Origin of the sequence: Franconibacter helveticus LMG 23732, from assembly GCF_000463115.2 — a bacterium.
GTDB classification, from domain to species: Bacteria; Pseudomonadota; Gammaproteobacteria; order Enterobacterales; family Enterobacteriaceae; genus Franconibacter; species Franconibacter helveticus.
This window is the reverse complement of record NZ_AWFX01000042.1, coordinates 136496-156117: the sequence shown is the minus strand read 5'-3', so window position 1 is coordinate 156117 and position 19622 is coordinate 136496. Positions and strand designations below refer to the sequence as shown.

The window sequence follows — 19622 nt, the reverse complement described above, 5'->3', positions numbered from 1 at the left end:
GCAAAGCAAAAAAAAGCATTTATCCATTACGACTAACTTATTCCAATAAACACTTTTGCTTTTTCTTATCACGCCTGCACGATTAAGCCATCGATATAGACAAAATCCTTTATTTATCACTTACGGGAATAACCATGAAAATAACGAAAACAACAGGCGCCATTGCGCTGGCGCTGTTATTCGCCACGGGCGCGGCGCAGGCTGAAGGAGAAATCAGCATCGCGCAGCAGTTCGGTATTGGTTATTTAATTCTGGATGTCGTACGCGACCAGCAATTAATTGAAAAACAGGGCAAGAAACAAGGGCTGGATATAAAGGTGGACTGGCGAACCCTTTCCGGCGCAACGGCGATGAACGAAGCGCTGCTGTCCGGCGCGCTGGATGTCGCCTCGGCGGGCGTGCCGCCGCTGCTCACACTCTGGGATCGCACCAAAGGCCGACAGAATGTCAAAGCCATCGCCTCGCTCGGCTCCATGCCCAATTATCTGCTCAGCAATAACCCGGCGGTAAAAAGCATTAAGGATTTAAGCGATAAAGACCGCATCGCGGTGCCGGCGGCAGGCGTCGGCTTCCAGTCCCGCACACTGCAAATTGAAACCGCGAAACTTTTCGGCGACGCTGACTACAAGCGCTTCGATAAAATCAGCGTCAGCCTGCCGCACCCGGACGCCAGCGCGGCGCTTATTGCCGGCGGTTCAGAAATCTCCACCCACTTTTCCAGCCCGCCATTCCAGTACCAGGCGCTGGAACATAAAAACGTGCATAAAATTTTAAGCTCTTACGACGTGCTGGGCGGCCAGGCCACCTTCAACGTGCTTTACACCACGCAAAAGTTTCACGACGAAAACCCTAAAACCTATCGCGCTTTTTATGACGCGCTGGCCGAAGCCGCGCAGATTATTAATGCGGATAAAAACAAAGCCGCTGAAACCTATATTCGGGTAGAAAAATCGCGCCTGCCTTTGCCGCTGGTACAGAAGATTGTTAATGACCCGGAAATTAGCTTTACGATTTCTCCGGAGCGCACCTTTATTTATGCCGATAAGCTCCACCAGCTTGGGGTAATTAAAAATAAAGCCGACTCCTGGAAAGCTTATTTCTTTAACGAAGCCTGGCAGAATCCGGGCAGCTAATTCACCTGTAAGGATAGCCTTATGACAACGACATTCGACGCTCCCGTACGCCCGCAGGATTTTGTGGTTAGCCCGTTTGAAAATCTGGGTGCGGAAATAACCGGCCTTGATTTAAGCCAGCCGCTGAACGAAGCGGATTTCGCCCGGGTAAAGCAGGCGCATCTTGATCACCATCTGGTGGTCTTTCGCAACCAGCGCATTACTGCGCAACAGCAGGTAGATTTCAGCCGCCGCTTCGGCCCGCTGCAAATCCATGTGCTGAAACAGTTTTTATTAAAGGATCACCCGGAGATCCTGATTGTTTCCAATATCGTTGAAAATGGTCAACCGATTGGCCTCGGCGATGCCGGGAAATACTGGCACTCCGACCTCTCTTATAAAGCACTGCCAAGCCTCGGCTCCATGCTTTATGCCCAGGAGTTACCGGAAGAAGGCGGCGATACGCTGTTCGCCGATATGCATAAAGCCTGGGAGACGCTGCCGGTTGAGCTGAAAAAAGCGGTGGAAGGCCGACGGGCGGTGCATTCCTATACGGCCACCTACAGTAAACCGAAATTCGGCACGCAGTGGCGACCGCAACTCACTGAACAGCAACTGGCGGAGGTAAAAGCGGTTTCGCACCCGGTGGTGCGCACCCACCCGGAGAACGGACGCAAAGCGCTGTTCGTAAGCGAGGGGTTCACCACCCACATTGAAGGTCTGCCGGAAGAAGAAAGCCGCGAGATTTTACAGGCGCTTTATGACCACAGCATCAGGCCGGAGCACCTTTATCGCCACCGCTGGCAGTATGGCGACATGGTGTTCTGGGATAACCGCTCGCTTATTCATCTTGCCACCGGCTGCCCGGAACACCTGCGCCGCAAGCTTTATCGCACCACCATCGAAGGCGACGCGCCGTACTGAAGGAGGCAACATGATCCAACCCCGCCCGAACGGGCCGCTGCTGACCGTTAAAAATGTCGATCTGGAGTACCGCACCCGGCAAAGCCGCGTGCGCGCCACGCATCAGGTGAGCTTCGACGTCTGGCGCGACGACCGGTTTATTCTGCTGGGGCCGTCGGGCTGCGGGAAATCGAGCCTGCTGAAAGCCGTCGGCGGCTTTATGGCGCCGGTAAGCGGCGAGATCACGCTTGAAGGTGACAACGTCACGCAGCCAGGGCCGGAACGCATGATGGTGTTCCAGGAGTTTGACCAGTTGCCGCCCTGGAAAACCGTGGTTGAAAACGTCATGTTTCCGCTGGTTGCCAGCCGCAAGGCGAGCAAAGCCGAGGCGCGGGAGCGCGCGCTGCACTATCTGGACAAAGTGGGGCTTTCGAAGTTTGCCGATGCCCTGCCGCATATGCTCTCCGGCGGCATGAAACAGCGGGTGGCGATAGCCAGAGCGCTGGCGATGAAGCCGAAAGTGCTGCTGATGGATGAGCCGTTCGCCGCACTCGACGCGCTGACCCGGCGAAAGATGCAGGAAGAACTGCTGACGCTGTGGGACGAAGCGCGCTTTACGCTTCTGTTCGTCACCCATTCCATTGAAGAGGCGCTGGTGGTCGGCAGCCGCATCCTGGTGCTTTCGCCGCACCCCGGTCAGGTGCGCGCCGAACTCAACTGCCATCAGTTCGGCATGGCCGATTTCGCAAGCCCGGCGTTTCAGCACGCCGCCCAGCAGATCCACGATCTGCTTTTCCCGTCTGCGGTCACGCCGCAGGCGCCTTCTTCACCCAAGGAGCCAGCTTATGTCGCAACAGCCGCCCGTCCGTCCCGAGTATCAGCGTGAGCTAACCGCGCCAGGGGCGCTGTCGCTGGATGTGCCGCTGCCGCTTACCACGCGGCTATGGAACCAGACCTGGCTTCGCAAAACGGTCATCGTTTTTCTGCTGCTGGCGGTATGGGAAGCCGTGGCGCGGCTGCAAAACAACGATCTGATGCTGCCGGGCGTGGTGCAGACGCTGCGCGCCTGGGCGGAGGATATGCACAGCGGCGAGCTGCCGGCGAAAATCGTGAACTCGCTCGGCACGCTGCTTAAAGGCTATCTTATCGGCAGCGTGCTGGCGTTGCTCTTTAGCGCGCTCGCCATCTCTACCCGTCTGGGGCGCGACCTGCTAAGCACGCTGACGGCGATGCTCAATCCGCTGCCTGCTATCGCCCTGCTGCCGCTGGCGCTGCTCTGGTTCGGTCTTGGCAAAGCGAGCCTGATTTTCGTGCTGGTGCACTCGGTAATGTGGCCGATTGCGCTCAACACCTGGTCTGGCTTTACCAGCGTGCCGGAAACGCTGCGCATGGCCGGGCGCAACTACGGCTTAAGCGGCCCGCGGCTGGTGCTCAATATCCTTATTCCCGCCTCGCTGCCGTCGATTATCTCCGGGCTGAAAATTGGCTGGGCTTTCGCCTGGCGCACGCTGATTGCCGCAGAGCTGGTGTTTGGCGCCTCAAGCGGCGACGGCGGGCTGGGCTGGTATATATTCCAGAACCGCAATGAGCTTTTTACCGACCGCGTTTTCGCCGGTCTCGGCACGGTGATTGTCATCGGTTTGCTGGTGGAAGGCCTGGTATTCGCCACCCTTGAGAAAGCCACGGTGAAGCGCTGGGGCATGCAGCGCTAGCTCGCCACCCGCATTCCTTTGCGCCGCCGCCAGATTTTGGCCAGCGCCCGCCGGGCGGTGTTAATCCACCCCGTCGGGCGCGGGTCCGCCAGCATGCTGAGGGCGCGGGCGTAATCCAGCACCAGCCCTGGCGTCCAGGCCATGGTCTGGCCGCGCTTGCGAATTTGCAGCGCCACCCACAGCTCCGGCGTTGTCATCAGCTTCCCGAAGGCGACCCAGAAGCCTTTGCGTTGCCAGAGCCGACCCACGCACCCTTCCAGCGCCGCCTCCAGCCCTTTCGCCACGCTGCTGGAGCAGTTGCGGTGGGTTAAATTGTAAGTGCTGTCTTGTCGGTAATGCTGCCAGAAGCGCTCAAGACGCGCCGGGCTGTAGTTGCGAATGCGGACCTGGCGCGTGAAGGGGCACCATTGCGCCGCCTCGCTTTCGTAGTCGCTGAGAAACCGCCCGGCGACGTTGTTCTCTCGCGTAGCGCGCAACAGGCGGGTGAACTCATCCGGCGAGCGGTCAATCTCCTGCGCCGGGTAAAGGCTGATATAGACCCCTTCAGGCGAGGCCAGCGCGGCGTGGCCGGTAGAAATAACCCCTTTTTCGTCCACCGCGGCGATGTATCGGCTGATAACCGGGCGCTGTCGCGCGCTGCCTGACGCCGTGCCGGTGGGAGTCCAGACATGCACCGTTAGCGCCGGTTCATCCGGCGCAGGCGGCCCCTCCCACTGGGTAATTAACGGCGCGCCAGGAATGCCCGCCTGCGCCGCCGGGTCGTCCAGCGCCGGGTTGCGCTTCGCCCGTTTCGCCCGTCGCGCCAGCAGCATCAGATTCCAGCCGGTAAACGCCAGCCCCAGCCCCAGGCAGTACGGCACCACACCCTGATAATGGGTCGGCCAGGGTTGATAAAAGAAGATGGCGATAAACACTTCCACCACGCCGCCGAACAGCGCCAGCCGCCAGTTGGGGTAGCGCACCACAATGGCCGAGGCGATTTGCAGCGCCCCATCCGCCAGAAATAGCGTGCCGAACAGCAAAGAAAGCACCAGATCGCCATGATGGTTGCCTGCCAGTATCAACAGCGACGAGATAACAAAAGCCGCCCCTTTTACATAGCGCAGACGTTTCTGCCCGCCGATGCCGCTGCCTGCGACCATTAACGTCGCGCAGCCTTCCACCAGCAACAAAAACGCAAAAGGCTCGATGGGAAAATAGAGCACGCCGTCCAGCGCATCGATAAAAATCACCGTGCCGGCAAGCAGCGTAAAAGCGCCGAACCGGCGCAGGCCGCGCCAGTGGGTACGCAAGAAATCAACGCCAAGCAGGATCAAAATCAACCGGACCATCGCGCCCTCCCTTTTGTTATGCAGGGCCACCGATTTGGATTTTTCAAGCGTAGCTCAGGCCGTGCGCCTTCGCTGCCTTGTTAGCAGCGCAAGTCGCTGCTAAGCGTTATAGAAACAGCGGGAGAAAAATATGGGCGACGCATGGCGTGGAAAAGCCGTGGTGATAACCACGGTTATGGTGTTCGGCCTGACTTATGGCCTGACCGCGCCGCTGGTCTCTCTGCGCCTGAGCGCGGCGGGTTACGGCGAAGCGCTGATTGGCCTGAATGCGGCGATGCACGCCGCAGGCGTGTTCGCCATCGCGCCCATGCTGCCAGGACTTTGCCGCCGTTTTTCGCCGTGGGCGCTGATGCTGTTTTCGCTGGCAGCGATTTTCCTTACCCTCTGCCTGTTTGCTTTTTTGCCGCTGGCAAGCTGGTTTGCGCTGCGTCTGCTGCTGGGCGTTTTTAGTGAAATCATTCTGGTGGTGACCGAAACCTGGCTTAACCATGCCAGCGTGGAAAGCGCGCGGGCTAAAACCATGGCGTGGTATGTGGCGAGCCTGTCGCTTGGGTTTGCGCTCGGGCCGTTTTTCCTGCTGGCGGGCCATGGCGAAGCCCCCTTTTTCTACGGCGCGCTGCTGGCGCTGGCGGCGGGGGCGATTCTCCTCGCTCATCGCAAAAAGCAAGCGCCGCTGGCGCAGGAAAAAACAGCCCCCTTCTGGCGCTATCTGGCGCTTGCGCCAGTGGCCATGGCCGCCACCATGCTGAATGCTGCGCTGGAAGCGGCGGGCATGAACCTGCTGGTCATTTATGCGGTGAATCTTGGCTGGAGTGAAAATCTCGCCGCTCTGCTGCTTAGCGTGCTGATGACTGGCGCTATTGTGCTGCAACTGCCGGTGGGCTGGCTGGCGGACCGCGTTGATCGCAGGCGGCTGGTCGTAATATTTGCCGCAGCCTCAACTTTCGGCGCGCTAATCTGGCCGTGGGCGCTTGCCTTCGCGCCGCTGGCATGGGGGGTGATGTTCTTCTGGGGCGGCCTGTTTGTTGGGATCTACACGCTGGTGATAATCCAGGTTGGCGAACGCTTTTCCGGCGCGCAACTGGCCGGTGTTTACGCCGCTATGTCGATAATGTGGGCGGCGGGCGCGCTGCTCGGCCCTTCCCTCGGCGGGCTGGCGATGAGCGTTGGCCGTGACGGTTTGCCATGGCTCGCGGCGACGCTCTGCGGCATGTTTACGCTTTATGCGTGGCGGGGAAACCGGGGCGACGCCTGACCGCTGACTCCCAAAGGGGCTAAGGCGTTAACCAGCGGGCAGCGCTTCGCTACCCGCTTCGTATTGCGGCGCGCGCTCAGGTCGCCTGCTGCGCGTTACAGCGCAATGCGCACCACATCGTCGGGGCTGGCGGCCTCTTTCTGGCGGCTCGACGCCTGCTTCACGCTCACATACAGCGTTTTACCGTCGGCAGAAAGCGCCAGGCTGTTCGGGTGAGTCGGCGTCTCAACGGTTTTGACTACTTTGTAACTCTTCGCATCAATGATGCTCACGCTGCCTGCTTCACGGTGGGTGACGTAAATCTCATTGCGAGCCGGGTTGAACAGCACAGCCAGTGATTTCGGCGCGTCGATTTTATGCGTCACGTTGCCATTGTTTGTATCCACCACCAGCACCTGCGCCTGTTTTGAGTCGGTGACAAATGCGCGATGGTTGGCGGTATCCAGCGCCAGGTTGAGGTACATATGCTCGCCCTCTTCCTGCAATTTCTTACGGGAAACTACGCTGTTATTCGCGGTGTCGATGGTGATGAACTCGCCGTCGGCGTTAGTGGTGTAGAGGCGTTTCGCTGCGGCATCGAGCGCCAGGCCGGTATTCATTTTACCAAGGCCGGTAATGGTGGCGCGAAGCTTCAGCGTTTCGCCGTCCACGACCCAGACCACGCTCTCTTTGCCAAGACCGCCAATGTAAACGGTGTTGGTCGCTTCATCGACCGCCAGCTCGCGCGGCTGGAGCGGGCGCGCGGTTTCAGAACGCTTTGTCGGGTCCAGCACCAGGCGGCCTTTCACTTCCGCCGTTTTGGCGTCGATAGCCGTCACTGCGCTGTTTACGGTATTGCCGAAGTAAAGCGTATTGGTTTTGGTGTTGATGGCGGCGCCGAACGGTTTCACGTCGTTATGAATAACTTGCGTGATTTCAAGCGTGGTCGGATCCAGACGGTAGACCACGCCGCCTTTATCGAGCGTCCGGCTCTGGGACGTGGCGAGATAAAGCGCCTGCTCTGTCGGGCTGTAAGCCATTTCATAGGCGCCTTTGCCTACCGGCTTGCGCAGCAGTTCCTGTGCCGCCTGGCTTGAGAAAGCGGTAAACGTGGTGGCGAACAGCAGCGCGCCCAGCAGCGCACGCGGCGCGGACAGATGAGGTAATTGCATAAAGACTCCCTTTTAAAACATGCGGTAATGGTTACGTCACATTGCTTCCGTTAAGGACAGCCGGGGTACCTGCCGCCGGCCTGTTTTGTTGAGAATAATAATCATTATTTCACGAAAAAGGGATCTTTTTCTCTGCGAAGGGCAAACGCCGGAGAAAGCGCGGGTAACCATGGCTGTTGCCGCAGTTTCGGCTACACTTTGCCTGGCTGCGCATTACTGTTAACGATATGTGCCGTTTGGGTTTTCAAAAATTTACATAAAGTTTAACATAGCGCCGAATGTTCCATCTGGTTCGTATGCGAACCCCTAACCCGGTTTGATGAATGAAAATCTCCCGTGCCGCGAAAGCGCCTCTGTGGCTGCTGCCCGCCGTATTCTCCCCCTGCTTTATCGCCAGCGCCGCTGCGGCCGATGAGCAGACGATGGTTGTTACCGCTACCCCTGGCACCGTTTCCGAACTGGATACGCCTGCCGCGGTGAGCGTGGTGAATGGCGAAGATCTGCGCCACGCCGCGCCGCGCGTCAACCTCTCAGAAAACCTCGGCAGCGTGCCGGGCCTGCAAATCCAGAATCGCCAGAACTATGCGCAGGATTTACAGCTTTCGATGCGCGGGTTTGGCTCCCGTTCCACCTACGGCGTACGCGGCATTCGCATGTACGTTGACGGTATTCCGGCAACCATGCCGGACGGCCAGGGTTACACCTCTAACTTTGATTTAAACAGCGTCGACAGCGTGGAAGTGCTGCGCGGCCCCTTCTCGGCGCTCTACGGCAACGCCTCGGGCGGCGTGATTAATGTCAAAACCGAGACCGGCGCCCAGCCGCCGAAAATTGAAGCCGGTACGTATTACGGCAGCTACGGCAGCGTGCGTTACGGCCTGAAGGCCACTGGCGCCACAGGCGACGGCACCCAGGCGGGCGACGTGGATTACTCCGTTTCCACCACCCGCTTCACCACCCACGGCTACCGCGACCACAGCGGCGCGCGTAAAAACCTCGCTAACGCGAAGCTTGGCGTGCGTCTGGATGACGCGAGCAAGCTGTCGCTGATTTTCAACAGCGTGGATATTAAAGCCAACGATCCGGGCGGCCTGGACCGTGACGAGTGGCGGGACAATCCGCGCCAGTCGCCGCGCGGCGACCAGTACAACACGCGCAAAAACACGAAGCAGACCCAGGCGGGCCTGCGCTATGAGCGCGCGCTGACGGCGAATGACGATCTCAGCGTCATGGCTTACGCTGGCGAGCGCGAAACCGTGCAGTATCAGTCTATCCCCCGTGCGCCGCAGCTTAACGCGACGCACCCGGGCGGCGTTATCGACCTCACCCGCCATTATCAGGGCATCGACAGCCGCTGGACCCACCGCGGCGACCTGGGCGCCGTGCCGTTCAGCTTCACCACCGGGCTTAACTACGAAAACCTTATCGAGAAGCGCAAAGGCTTTGAAAACTTCTCGATGGTGAACGGCGCGCCGGTTTACGGCGAAAAGGGAAATCTGCGCCGCGACGAACGCAACCTGATGTGGAACGTAGACCCTTATCTGCAAACCACCTGGCAGCTTACCGACAAGCTGAGCCTGGATGCGGGCGTGCGCTACAGCAATATCTGGTTCGACTCTAACGACCACTACGTTAATGCCCGCAATGGCGACGACAGCGGCGAGGCGAACTACCACAAATGGCTGCCGGCAGGCTCGCTGAAGTATGCGGTCACCGAGGCGTGGAATGTCTATGTGTCCGCCGGTCGCGGCTTTGAAACGCCGACCATTAACGAGCTTTCTTACCGGGCGGGCGGCATCAACGGCCTGAACCTGGATCTGAAGCCTTCGACCAGCGATACCGTAGAGATCGGCAGTAAAACGCGTATCGGCAACGGCCTGGTGACCGCCGCACTGTTCCAGACCGACACCGATAACGAGATCGTGACCGACACCAGCAGCGGCGGGCGCACCACCTACAAAAACGCCGGTAAAACCCGTCGTCAGGGGGTGGAGCTGGGTGTGGATCAGCAGTTTGGCGACGCGTGGAAGCTGAAAGCGGCGTGGACTTACCTTAACGCCACCTACCGCACCGACGTTTGCAACGGCGACGTCAACTGCAACGGCAACCGCATGCCGGGCATCGCCCGCAACATGGTTTACGCCTCTATGGGCTATGAGCCGGAAACCGGCTGGTACGCGGGCGGCGACGTGCGCTACATGAGCAGCATTATGGCCGACGACGAGAACACTGCTAAGGCGCCTTCCTATACCACCGTTGGCCTGAACACCGGCTATAAAGTGAAACAAGGCAACTGGATGCTGGATGTGTTTGGCCGCGTCGACAACCTGTTTGACCGGGATTATGTCGGCTCTGTTATCGTTAACGAAGGCAATGGCCGTTACTACGAACCCGCGCCGGGCCGTAACTACGGCGTAGGCGCGGCAGTGACCTACAGCTTCGAATAACCCACCGAAAACCCTCAGAGGCGGTATGGCGCTTGCGCCTGCCGCCTCGCTTTACGGCCCTTGCCGTCACGCCTGCCAGCGCAGCGGCTTTGCTGATGGGTCAGGCGGTTTTGCTGTTAGCCTTCTCGCTTAACGCCTCTGCCAGCTTGCTGTAAATCATCTCTGGCTCTTTGCCCAGCCCAATATGCTTGCTGGACAACACCGTCATCATTTCTTTGATTCTGTCGACTTTGCCTTCCGACGCTTCCATTATGGCGGCCTGGGTATCATAAAGCTCCGCCAGACGGGCGTAATACCGTAAGAACCCCACCATGATTTGCAGGATATAGGCAATAAAACCCACGGCTCCTGCGGCGATGAGCAACGCGCTTATCATGTTCGACCAGGTGTTGTCGGTCTTGATAACCGGACGGCTGTTCAGCGACTGGGCAATTTTCACATAATTATCAACGAGCTTATCAAGCTGCTCCATGGCCTGTTTACGCTGCGCGTCCGTGAGCGAGGCGTTAGCGCCGCCGGGCTTTGTCTTTTCGCTGGTAATTTGCGGCTCTGCGCCGTTTTTTATCGCGCCGCGCTTTTCTTCCCCGGCGACGGGCGACAGCAATTGCGCCTGCCTGCTAATGGCAGTAATCAACGCCGCATTATCGGTGTAGCTGCCCGTTGCCGGCGCGACGGGCGCAAACGGCAGCTGCGTAATGCCGGGGGCGTTTAAGAGACGCAGAGAAATAATGGCGATAAGCGCAAAGGCTGCCAACACCAACGCCGTCATTAACGTATTCCTGATACCTCTGGCCTTTTTTGATTGCTTCTTCAGCGAGGCAACCATGTCAGTTACCGCCTGGCTCGATAACGCATCCATAATGCATCCTTACCTGATTGTTTTTCATAATGAATCTGCTCTACGGCAGTTCATGCTGTCAGGTCAATTAACGACCGGCAAGCTCTGACGATAAAACAGCAAAGGTTAAGTCCAAAACCGCAATCTACAGGCAGAGCATCGCGTCAACAACTGCCAACTTTTGCCTGTAAAGCTCGCTCACCCTTGCCGGTTGTTATCGCCGCAGACCTCAAACAGCACCTCCCTCAGCCAGCGGTGCGCCGGATGATGGTGCGTGCGCTCATGCCAGGCGGCCACTTTGGTGAAACCGGGAATAGCAAGCGGCGGCGCGAAGGTCAGCAGCGCATCTTCTTCGCGAATGAGCCTGCGCGGCACCACCGCCAGCAGATCGGTCTCTTTCAGCAAAGCCACCAGAAACAAAAAGCTGTCTACCGAGAGGCTGACCCTGCGCGTGAGGTTTTGCGCCGCCAGCGCCCGGTCCGTTACGCCGCTAAACGGATCGCCGGAATAAGAGACCAGCGCCTGGTCAAGCTCGCAGAAACGCGCAAGGCTCAGCGGCTCGCCCGCCGCCGGATGGCGGGCACGCATAGCGCAAACATACTCTTCGTCATAAAGCCGGCGGGCATGCAGCTCTTCCGGCACGGTTTGCGTGGTGAGTATCGCAAGATCGATTTCCCCTTTTTCCAGCAGCTGGCGCACGTTCGCTTCGTCTATCCCCCGCACCGCAAGCCGCATGGCGGGCGCCCGCCTGCGCAGTTCGCGGATGAAAGGGTCGACAATGGCGCGCAGCGCATAATCCGTAGCGGCAATCGTGACGGTGAGCGTCGAGGTGGCCGGTTCGAAGCGCTCCGGCTGCATCAGCGTCTGGATATCATGCAGGATACGCTTGACCGGCTGCGCCAGCTCCAGCGCGCGGGGAGTGGGAATGACGCCGCGCTGCGAGCGGACAAACAGCGGGTCATTAAAGCTTTCGCGAAGCCGGGTCAACATGGCGCTGACCGCCGGTTGCGTTAGCGAAAGCCGCTCTGCGGCGCGCGTGACGTTGCGCTCATCCAGCAGCGCGTCCAGGGTTTTCAGCAGGTTAAGATCAAGATGATGAAGTTCGCGCATGGCTCGCCCTGAGAAATAAATTTCATTTATACCAGTTATTAAAACATGCGATTGGTTTTATATCACGGCGATTTTTAAGATGGCGGCATTGAGCAAACAGGAGAAAAAAAGATGAACAGCATTATCTGGCCGGAAAAATATACCCCGGCGACCACTGACAATTTTGTTTCCAACGAAGTGATTGTGGCGGGCCTGACGGCGAAAGAGGTCTGGACTTACCTCACCGACACCAACTGGTGGCCAGGCTATTACGAAAACGTCTCTGACATCCGTTTTTACGACGCAACCGGCCCGCAGCTTGCAGCAAACAGCCGCTTTCGCTTCACCACCTTTAGCTTCCCGGTAGAGGCGCAGGTCACTGAATTTGTGCCGCCAGCGGAGGGCCAACCCGCCCGTCTCGCCTGGCGCGGCTGGGTGGATGGCGATGAGCAGAGCGCGCTGGACGTGCTGCACGCCTGGCTGATTGAAGACTTATCCGGCGGGCGCGTGCGCATTCTTACCCAGGAGAGCCAGCTCGGCAAACCGGCGCAGCAGCTGGCGGCCACCACGCCGAACCCCATGCTTAACGCTCATCAGGCCTGGCTTGATGGCCTCGCGAAAACCGCGCTGGCGCAAAAAGCTGAACGGGCATAAAAACCGCACAGCAACGTTTTACAGGGTGGCCGAAAAGCGCCACCCGCTTTACTCATCACCGTTAATAACGGATCTCCGCCGTTTCGCGCAGCGCCTGCGCAGTCGCCGCTGGCAAACCGAAAAATTCGAGGTACGCGGGGATCATCTCAAACAGCATGTCCACTCCCTGCTGAGTGACGCAGCCCTGCTCGCGGGCGGCCTGCAAAAACGGCGTAACGGCGCTTTTCATCACCACTTCCCCCACAAAACAGCCCGGCGCAAGGCGTGAAACGTCCAGCGGCAGCGGGTCTCCCTGCTGCATGCCGAGCGGCGTGGCGTTGACCACAATGTCGTGCCCCTGCGGATCGCGCTCGCCCGTGGCGAGCTGAAGCTGCGGATAATGTTGCTGCAACCGCGCCGCCAGCGCCTCGCTGCTCTCCCTTCGGGTATCGTACAGCGTCAGGGAAGCGACGCCCGCCGCCGCCAGCGATGCGCTAATGGCGCAGCCCACGCCGCCGCACCCCACCACCAGCGCGCGCTTGCCCTCAGCCGCCTGTCCACGTTGGCGCATGCCGCGCACAAAGCCTTCGCCGTCGAACATGTCGCCTTCCAGCTCCCCCGCCTCGTTCACGCGCACCGCGTTACAGGCGCCCGCTATCCGGGCGGTCGGGCTAAGCCGGTCAACCAGTTCCGTGGTAGCGACCTTGTGCGGCATGGTAATGAGCGCGCCTATCACGTTGGTGGTGCGAAAAAGCGAGCGCAGCAGGTCGGCAAACGCCTGTGGCTTTACGCCTATCGGCATCACTTTGATATCCAGACCGTTGGCGGCAAACCAGGGGTTATAAATCATCGGCGCTTTAAAGCTTTCGGTAGGAAAGCCCAGATGCGCGATCAGGCGGGTATGTCCACTTATCATAAGAGTCCTTATGCGGCGACGCCGTTGCGCCGCCGCCCTGCGTTAGTCCAGCTCGATGCGTTTTACATCGCCAAGAATAAAGAGGTAAGAAATAACGCCCAGCAGCGCTGCGCCGCCGACATAAATCAGCGCGTAAAAGAAGTTGCCGGTCCCGGCGACAATAAAGCCGATCACCAGCGGCGTGACGACAGAGGCCATGTTGGTACAGAAGTTAAACAGGCCGCCCGTTAACCCGGCGAGGTTTTTCGGCGCCATATCAGAGACCAGCGTCCAGCCCAGCCCCACCATGCCCTGGCCGAAAAAGGCGAGCGACATAATGGCGATCACCCCTTCGTTGGTAGACATCCAGTTCGCCAGAATGATGGTGCTGGCGAGCAGCAGCCCGCCGACAATCGGCAGCTTGCGCGCAATATTGGCGGAGCCGGTCGCTTTCAGCAGTTTGTCGGAGAGAAAACCGCCCGCCATGACCCCAACCGCGGCGGCAAGGAACGGCATAATGGCGAAGAAGCCCACCTTCAGCCACGGCATCTGCCGTTCGACGGCGAGGTAAGTGGGAAACCAGGTCAGGAAAAAGACCAGCGTGGTGTTGCCGGCGAACTGGCCGATGCCTGCGCCGATCATCTGGCGGCACTTCACCAGTTTGCCAACATTGGCCCAGCTAAAATGCATTTTCGCTTCCGGCTGGGCGGCGCCGTTTTGCAGGCCGATGTAGTCAAGCTCCGCTTTGTTCGCGCGGCGGGAATCTTCCGGCTCGTGATAGCCAATCCACCACACGGCTGCGAAAAGAATGCCCGCCACGCCGGTGGTGATAAACAGCGCCCGCCAGCCGAAGCTTTCCATTATCCAGAACAGCAGCGGCGCAAAGGCCGCCAGCCCGACATACTCGCCTACGGTATAGACCGCCGTGGCGCGGGCGCGCTCGTGCTGCGGAAACCATTTCCCCACCACCCGGCTGTTGACCGGAAAACAGGGCGCTTCGCTGACGCCAAGCCCCAGCCGACAGAGCAGCAGGGTTTTCAGGCCAATCGTCATGCCGTGCAGCAGGGTAAAGACCGACCAGAAAACCAGCGAAAGCGCGTAGGTAATTTTGTTGCCGAAGCGGTCGAGGAACAGGCCGCCGGGGATCTGCATGACGGCATAAGTCCAGGCGAAGGCGGAAAAAACAATGCCCATGGTGGCGGCATTGATGCCGAGATCACGGCTCACCTCCGGCGCGGCGATGCCAAGCACGGTACGGTCGAGATAATTGATCATCGTCCCTATGGCCAGCAGGGTGAGTATAACCAGCCGGGTACGGGTGCGCTTCACGCTTCCCGCCCGCGGGGCGGCGATGTCGCCCGGTTGCAACGTTGTCATGTTGTTATCCTTTTTATGCAGGTACAGAGTTATAGTTATGCGATGTTCTGTGTCTCGCCCGCCCTGAACCCAATGGTCCACGGCGGGTAATGCTACTGATGTGTTTGCATGGCGGCAAGCCGGACGGCCGCATTGCTGGCGCCGTATTGCTGGTAATCCCCCTTACGCTCCACTATCTCAAAGAAAAAACGCCCTTCCCGGAACGGCGGCGTATAGATATGCAAAAACGCGTTGCCGCTGTCGTCGCGCTCGTAAAGCGCCTGAAGCGACGACAGCGTCGCCAGCAGCCCGCCGCATTCGCCATAGCGCGCCAGCAGGTCGTCGTAATAGTTTCCCGGCACCGGCAGCGGCCGCATCCCCTGCGCCTGCAACCGCGCGGCGGCGCTTAACAGGTCGGCGGTGGCGAACGCCACATGCTGTAAGCCGCTGCCCTGATAACGGGCCACAGAACGGGCAATCTGCGTGTCGCGGCTCTGCGACATGTTCAGCGGCAGACGAACCGTGCGGCACGGGCTGTGCAGCACCTGGCTGCGCACCAGGCCGTAGGGATCCGGCAGGCTGTATTCACTGTCGAGTTCAAAACCAAAGACCGAGCGAAAGAACATCACCCAGTTGTCGCGGCTGCCTTCCGGCAGGCCGAGCGCCAGATGGTCGATGCCGGTATAATCGCTGTTCGGCGTGGCTTGCAGATGAAAATCGGCGCGCCAGCCCTCTTCGCCTGCCGATTCAATCAGGTAGATAAGGCTGCCGTCCGGCGCGCAGATGGCGGGCAACTCTCGCTCGTCCGGGCCGTGCGCTTCCTGCCAGAGCGGATAACCGTAATCCTGCGCCCGCTGTAATAACTGCGCCGCCCCTTTTACCCGCCAGGCCTGGGCGCAAAGTGAAACGCCGTGGCGCTGGTAGAAATTGTCCGCCCAGCTATGGGGCTGATGGTTAAGAATGACGTTGGCGCCGCCGTTGCGCCAGAGTTCCACTTTCTTCGAGCGGTGCTGGCCTGCCCGGGCAAAACCCAGCGGACGCAGCGCATCGCCAAGGGCGACGGCGTCTTCATCGCTGGCGGCGAACTCAATAAACTCCACGCCGTCATAGCGGGCGAGCGGCGCCGACGCAAACAGCGGCGCGTCGCTGTCCGGCAGATGCTTGCGGGTCTGCTCCTCCAGCCAGAGCAGCGAACGGTAGCCGTCTTTTGCTGTCGGCGCCGTGGGGAAGGCGCGAAAGCCGTCGTTGAAAATCTCAAGCGACCAGGGGCCGCGGTAACCTTTGGCAGTAAGATCGCGGGCGAACTCTTCCAGCGGCAGCTCGCCCTGCCCCGGAAAGCAGCGGAAGTGGCGGCTCCACTCCAGCACATCCATCTTCATAACGGGGGCGTCGGCAAGCTGCAAAAAGGTGATCTTCTCAACCGGGATATCCTCCATCGCGCCGAGCCTGTCGCCGCGCGCAAGAATATGAAAGCTGTCGAGCACGATGCCGAGCGCCGGGTTATCGACCGCCTTTACCCGCGCCCAGGCGTCGCGAAAACGGTTTACATGGGCGCCCCAGGCCAGCGCTTCATAGCCCACTTCAATTTCAAACTGCTGCGCCAGCTCCGCCATTTGCGCCAGATCGCTCACCTGCAAATCAAAATTGGAGGAGGCGTGCGGCGAAACGTTGCTGCAAAGCAGCATTTTGTCGCAGCCCAGTTGCTGCATCAGGTCAAACTTGCGGCGCGCCCGTTCCATGTTGGCGGCGAACTGCTGGCGCGACATGCCTTCGAAATCGCGAAACGGCTGAAAAAGGGTAATCGCCAGCTCCAGATCGGCGCACATCCGGCGCACGTCGGCAGGGCTGCCGGGGTAATAAAGTAAGTCGTTTTCGAAAATTTCAACGCCGTCGAACCCGGCGGCGGCAATGGCATTCAGTTTTTCCGGCAGGGTGCCGGAGACCGAAACGGTCGCAATTGAACGTTGCATTTTTATCTCTCACAGCTTTCAGGGTGTGATCAGAATTGTATCAACTGGTTCATTATGCAAATCAAAAGTTAAATAAATGTGATTTGATATGCCGTTTTTCTGTACAGTTATGTCTCCACATGGTGTACAGCGCACGAACTGCCCGTGTAAAACGCGGAGAAAAACACCGGACTTTTCCTGGCTTCGCCGTCTGGTTCCCGCTACCGCCTATACTCAACAGTGATTTTTCATTGTCGAAAAGGAGCCGCCTATGGGCCGCGTCTGGCATCAGAACGCCGTGATTTACCAAATCGATCCCAGCCGTTTTTACGACAGCAATGGCGATGGCTGGGGCGACCTTCGCGGCATCATCCAGAAACTGGATTACATCGCCTCGCTTGGCGTAACGGCGCTGTGGCTTACCCCTTTTTATCGCTCCCCGCGGCGGGACAATGGCTATGACGTGGAAGATCACCTTTCCATCGACCCCCGCCTCGGCGAGCCGGAAGATATCGACTGGCTGCTGGCGGAGGCGCGCAAGCGCGATATCCGGGTGATCATTGAACTGGTGGCGCAGCACACTGCCGATACCCACTACTGGTTTCAGGAAGCGCGCAAAAACGCGCAGGGGCCGTATCGCGACTATTATCTCTGGTCGAAAAACGGCGGGCCGGACGAACCGAAACCGATGTTCCCAACCGTTGAGCCGCACATCTGGCGCTGGGATGACGAGGCGCAGAGCCACTATCGCCACCTGTTTTATCACCATGAGCCGGACCTGAACCTGGCTAACCCCCGCGTGCTGCATGAGGTTGACCGCATTCTGGCGCACTGGGTGGATAAAGGCGTGGCGGGCTTTCGCATCGACGCCGCCTCGCACATGGTCGAACAGGCGGGCAACGGCGATAAAGCGCAGGGTTACCGCTTTTTTAACCACGTTCATGACCTGCTGGCGCGCCACCATCCGCAGCTGATGCTGCTGGGGGAAGTGGATGTTAACGTTGATGAATTTAAAGATTATTTCGGCGACGGCGATCGCCTGACCACCCTGCTGAACTTCTGGATCAACAAGAATATCTTCCTGGCGCTGGCGCGGGAAAACGCCGGGCCGCTGGTGGCCGCGCTCAACGAGCTGCCCCTGCCGCCCGAGCACGGCGGCTACTGCTTCTGGCTGCGCAACCATGACGAACTCGATATGGAAGATTTGAGCGAAGAAGACTTTACCTTCGTGATGAATAAGTACGCGCCAGACGAAAACATGCGTATTTACGGGCGCGGCATCCGCCGCCGTCTCGCGCCAATGCTGGAGGGCGACGAGCGCCACCAGGCGCTGGCGCACGCCCTGCTCTTTTCGCTGCCCGGCACACCTGCCCTGCGTTACGGCGCGGAAATTGGCATGGGGGATAACCTTAACCAGCCGGAGCGCGAAGCGGTACGCTCGCCGATGCAGTGGCGTAACGCGCCGGGCGCCGGTTTTTCCACGGCCAACCCGGCCGATTTTGTCTCGCCGTTGATTGCGAGCGGCCCCTACGGCTACCAGAAGATTAACGTGGAAGAACAGCTGGGGCGGGAAGATTCTCTGCTGCACCGCATCCGGCGCATCGCCGAAACCTGGCGTACGCTGCCGGAGGTGTGCTATCACCACTTCCAGCCGTTCACCGTGCCGCAGCAAAGCGTTTTCGCCGCCCGCTATCAGGGGGAAGGCTACGCGACGCTGATGTTCGCCAACCTATCGCCGCAGCCGGTTAACGTTAATTCAGGCGAGTTAGATCTGGACGGCGCAGTGGAGATCCTGGCGGATGAGCCGTATCCGCCAGTTTCGCGAGAGCTTGCGCTTAACGGTTACGGCTATCGCTGGCTGCGGCTACGCTCGCTAACGGCGTCGGCGGCATAAACCGCGCAACGCCAGGCCGACCAGCGCGACAGCCGCCACGCCCATGACTCGCGAGTCAACCGACACGGCTTTTTCTCGCGCGATACGATCGAAGCGCCCGCGCGCCTGATGGCCGCTTTCCAGCGGGCGAAACAGATAGTCGTCGCGCATGGGCGCTTCAACTTCATCGGTAAGCTGGCCCTGCCATGTGTTTCTCGCCATGTAGCGGTCCAGCAGCCCCGGGAAAAACATATTCCCCACCACCGACATAATCGTGCTTTTGCCAAGCCACACTTCGCGGGGCGTCATGCGCGCCACGGCGGCGTTATAAATCGCTTTTGCCGCCACTTCCGGCTGGTAGACCGGCTCCACAGGCTGCATGCGATGATGAAACTTATTGCGCGCCCAATTGAACTGCGTGGTATTCACCGCCGGGAGCTGCACCATCGTCACTTTTACGCCGCTTTTCTGATGCAGCAGTTCGCAGCGCAGCGAATCCGTAAAGGCGCGCACCGCCGCTTTTGCGCCGCAATAGGCGGATTGCAGCGGAATGGAGCGCAGCGCCAGCGCGGAACCTACCTGCACAATGATGCCGCTGTTGCGCTCCTGCATATAGCGCAGCGCCGCGCGCGTGCCGTTAACGGTGCCGAGATAAGTGACTTCCGTTACGCGGCGGTATTCGTCAGCGCTCATCTCTTCAACCGGCGCCAGCACGGTGGTCATCGCGCAGTTGATCCAGACGGCGACCGGCCCAAGCTGCTCTTCTATTTTTTGGGCGGCGTTGCTTACCTGTTGAGGGTCGGCCACGTCGGCGCTGATGCCGATAACGTTTCCGCCGTGGCGCTCAAGCTCCTTTACCGTATCCGCAATCCCCTGTTCGCCGCGGGCGATAACGGCAACGTCATAGCCCGAGGCCGCAAAATAGTTTGCTGTGGCGCGTCCGACACCAGAACTTCCGCCGGTCACGACAGCGACAAAGGCGTTTTTTGTCATGTCGTTATCCTGTTTCAATGAAGGTAACCAAAGCGTAGTACAGGCGGGGCGTTCACGCTCCGGGCAACCACCAGGTAAAAGCGAA

The 19622-nt window shown here is 59.4% G+C and carries 16 protein-coding genes; 8 read left to right on the top strand and 8 right to left on the bottom strand.

Features of this window, described 5'->3' with window-relative positions; all coding sequences use genetic code 11:
- Positions 1-134 precede the first annotated feature (134 nt).
- Genes DW56_RS11025 through DW56_RS11010 form a run of 4 tightly spaced genes read left to right on the top strand, consistent with a single transcriptional unit; the run spans position 135 to position 3727 of the window.
- On the top strand, positions 135-1133 hold the full coding sequence (locus DW56_RS11025) for an ABC transporter substrate-binding protein (protein WP_029697450.1): 999 nt from the start codon (positions 135-137) through the stop codon (positions 1131-1133).
- Between the two features lie 21 nt (positions 1134-1154).
- Positions 1155-2036 carry a TauD/TfdA dioxygenase family protein gene (locus tag DW56_RS11020; protein ID WP_024553665.1) on the top strand — a complete coding sequence of 294 codons (882 nt, stop codon included), beginning with the start codon at positions 1155-1157 and terminating at the stop codon, positions 2034-2036.
- A 10-nt stretch (positions 2037-2046) separates the two neighbouring features.
- On the top strand, positions 2047-2901 hold the full coding sequence (locus DW56_RS11015) for an ABC transporter ATP-binding protein (RefSeq protein ID WP_024553666.1): 855 nt from the start codon (positions 2047-2049) through the stop codon (positions 2899-2901).
- Complete coding sequence (locus tag DW56_RS11010) at positions 2861-3727, top strand: ABC transporter permease (RefSeq protein WP_024553667.1); 867 nt, start codon at positions 2861-2863, stop codon at positions 3725-3727. The genes DW56_RS11015 and DW56_RS11010 overlap by 41 nt, the downstream gene beginning before the upstream one ends.
- On the opposite strand, the gene DW56_RS11005 is transcribed toward DW56_RS11010, so the two are convergent.
- Positions 3724-5058: an HdeD family acid-resistance protein gene (locus tag DW56_RS11005; RefSeq protein ID WP_029589811.1), complete on the bottom strand. Its 1335-nt coding sequence runs from the start codon at positions 5056-5058 to the stop codon at positions 3724-3726. The two genes, DW56_RS11010 and DW56_RS11005, sit on opposite strands and share 4 nt — an antisense overlap.
- A 130-nt stretch (positions 5059-5188) precedes the next feature.
- Between DW56_RS11005 and DW56_RS11000 the strand changes: the two genes are divergently transcribed.
- The gene (locus tag DW56_RS11000; RefSeq protein WP_024553669.1) at positions 5189-6313 is read left to right on the top strand and encodes an MFS transporter; all 1125 of its coding nucleotides are present in this window, start codon (positions 5189-5191) and stop codon (positions 6311-6313) included.
- Between the two features lie 95 nt (positions 6314-6408).
- On the opposite strand, the gene yncE is transcribed toward DW56_RS11000, so the two are convergent.
- The gene (gene yncE, locus DW56_RS10995; RefSeq protein ID WP_024553670.1) at positions 6409-7464 is read right to left on the bottom strand and encodes a 7-bladed beta-propeller protein YncE; all 1056 of its coding nucleotides are present in this window, start codon (positions 7462-7464) and stop codon (positions 6409-6411) included.
- Positions 7465-7787: 323 nt separating this feature from the next.
- On the opposite strand from yncE, the gene pqqU reads away from it, so the two are divergent.
- A complete protein-coding gene (gene pqqU, locus DW56_RS10990; RefSeq protein ID WP_024553671.1) occupies positions 7788-9911 on the top strand; it encodes a TonB-dependent receptor PqqU in 2124 nt (707 codons plus the stop codon).
- A 100-nt stretch (positions 9912-10011) separates the two neighbouring features.
- On the opposite strand, the gene DW56_RS10985 is transcribed toward pqqU, so the two are convergent.
- Together DW56_RS10985 and DW56_RS10980 are read right to left on the bottom strand one after the other, a co-directional pair.
- Positions 10012-10680 carry a hypothetical protein gene (locus DW56_RS10985; protein WP_024553672.1) on the bottom strand — a complete coding sequence of 223 codons (669 nt, stop codon included), beginning with the start codon at positions 10678-10680 and terminating at the stop codon, positions 10012-10014.
- A 267-nt stretch (positions 10681-10947) separates the two neighbouring features.
- The gene (locus DW56_RS10980) at positions 10948-11859 is read right to left on the bottom strand and encodes a LysR family transcriptional regulator (protein ID WP_024553673.1); all 912 of its coding nucleotides are present in this window, start codon (positions 11857-11859) and stop codon (positions 10948-10950) included.
- A 111-nt stretch (positions 11860-11970) separates the two neighbouring features.
- Here DW56_RS10980 and DW56_RS10975 point away from each other — a divergent pair, with 111 nt between their 5' ends.
- A complete protein-coding gene (locus tag DW56_RS10975) occupies positions 11971-12492 on the top strand; it encodes an SRPBCC family protein (RefSeq protein ID WP_024553674.1) in 522 nt (173 codons plus the stop codon).
- A 61-nt stretch (positions 12493-12553) separates the two neighbouring features.
- Here the strand turns inward: DW56_RS10975 and DW56_RS10970 are convergent, their stop codons facing one another.
- The 3 genes from DW56_RS10970 to DW56_RS10960 form a co-directional block, all read right to left on the bottom strand.
- Positions 12554-13387 carry a shikimate dehydrogenase family protein gene (locus tag DW56_RS10970; RefSeq protein WP_024553675.1) on the bottom strand — a complete coding sequence of 278 codons (834 nt, stop codon included), beginning with the start codon at positions 13385-13387 and terminating at the stop codon, positions 12554-12556.
- Positions 13388-13429: 42 nt separating this feature from the next.
- Positions 13430-14743, bottom strand: coding sequence for an MFS transporter (locus DW56_RS10965; protein WP_024553676.1), 1314 nt, complete (start codon positions 14741-14743; stop codon positions 13430-13432).
- A 92-nt stretch (positions 14744-14835) separates the two neighbouring features.
- Positions 14836-16692 (bottom strand): bifunctional sugar phosphate isomerase/epimerase/4-hydroxyphenylpyruvate dioxygenase family protein, encoded by a 1857-nt coding sequence (locus DW56_RS10960; protein ID WP_024562166.1) that lies wholly within the window; start codon positions 16690-16692, stop codon positions 14836-14838.
- Positions 16693-16942: 250 nt separating this feature from the next.
- On the opposite strand from DW56_RS10960, the gene DW56_RS10955 reads away from it, so the two are divergent.
- Positions 16943-18565 carry an alpha-amylase family protein gene (locus DW56_RS10955; RefSeq protein ID WP_024555150.1) on the top strand — a complete coding sequence of 541 codons (1623 nt, stop codon included), beginning with the start codon at positions 16943-16945 and terminating at the stop codon, positions 18563-18565.
- On the opposite strand, the gene DW56_RS10950 is transcribed toward DW56_RS10955, so the two are convergent.
- Positions 18545-19537, bottom strand: coding sequence for an SDR family oxidoreductase (locus DW56_RS10950; RefSeq protein ID WP_024555151.1), 993 nt, complete (start codon positions 19535-19537; stop codon positions 18545-18547). The genes DW56_RS10955 and DW56_RS10950 overlap by 21 nt on opposite strands.
- Positions 19538-19622 lie beyond the last annotated feature (85 nt).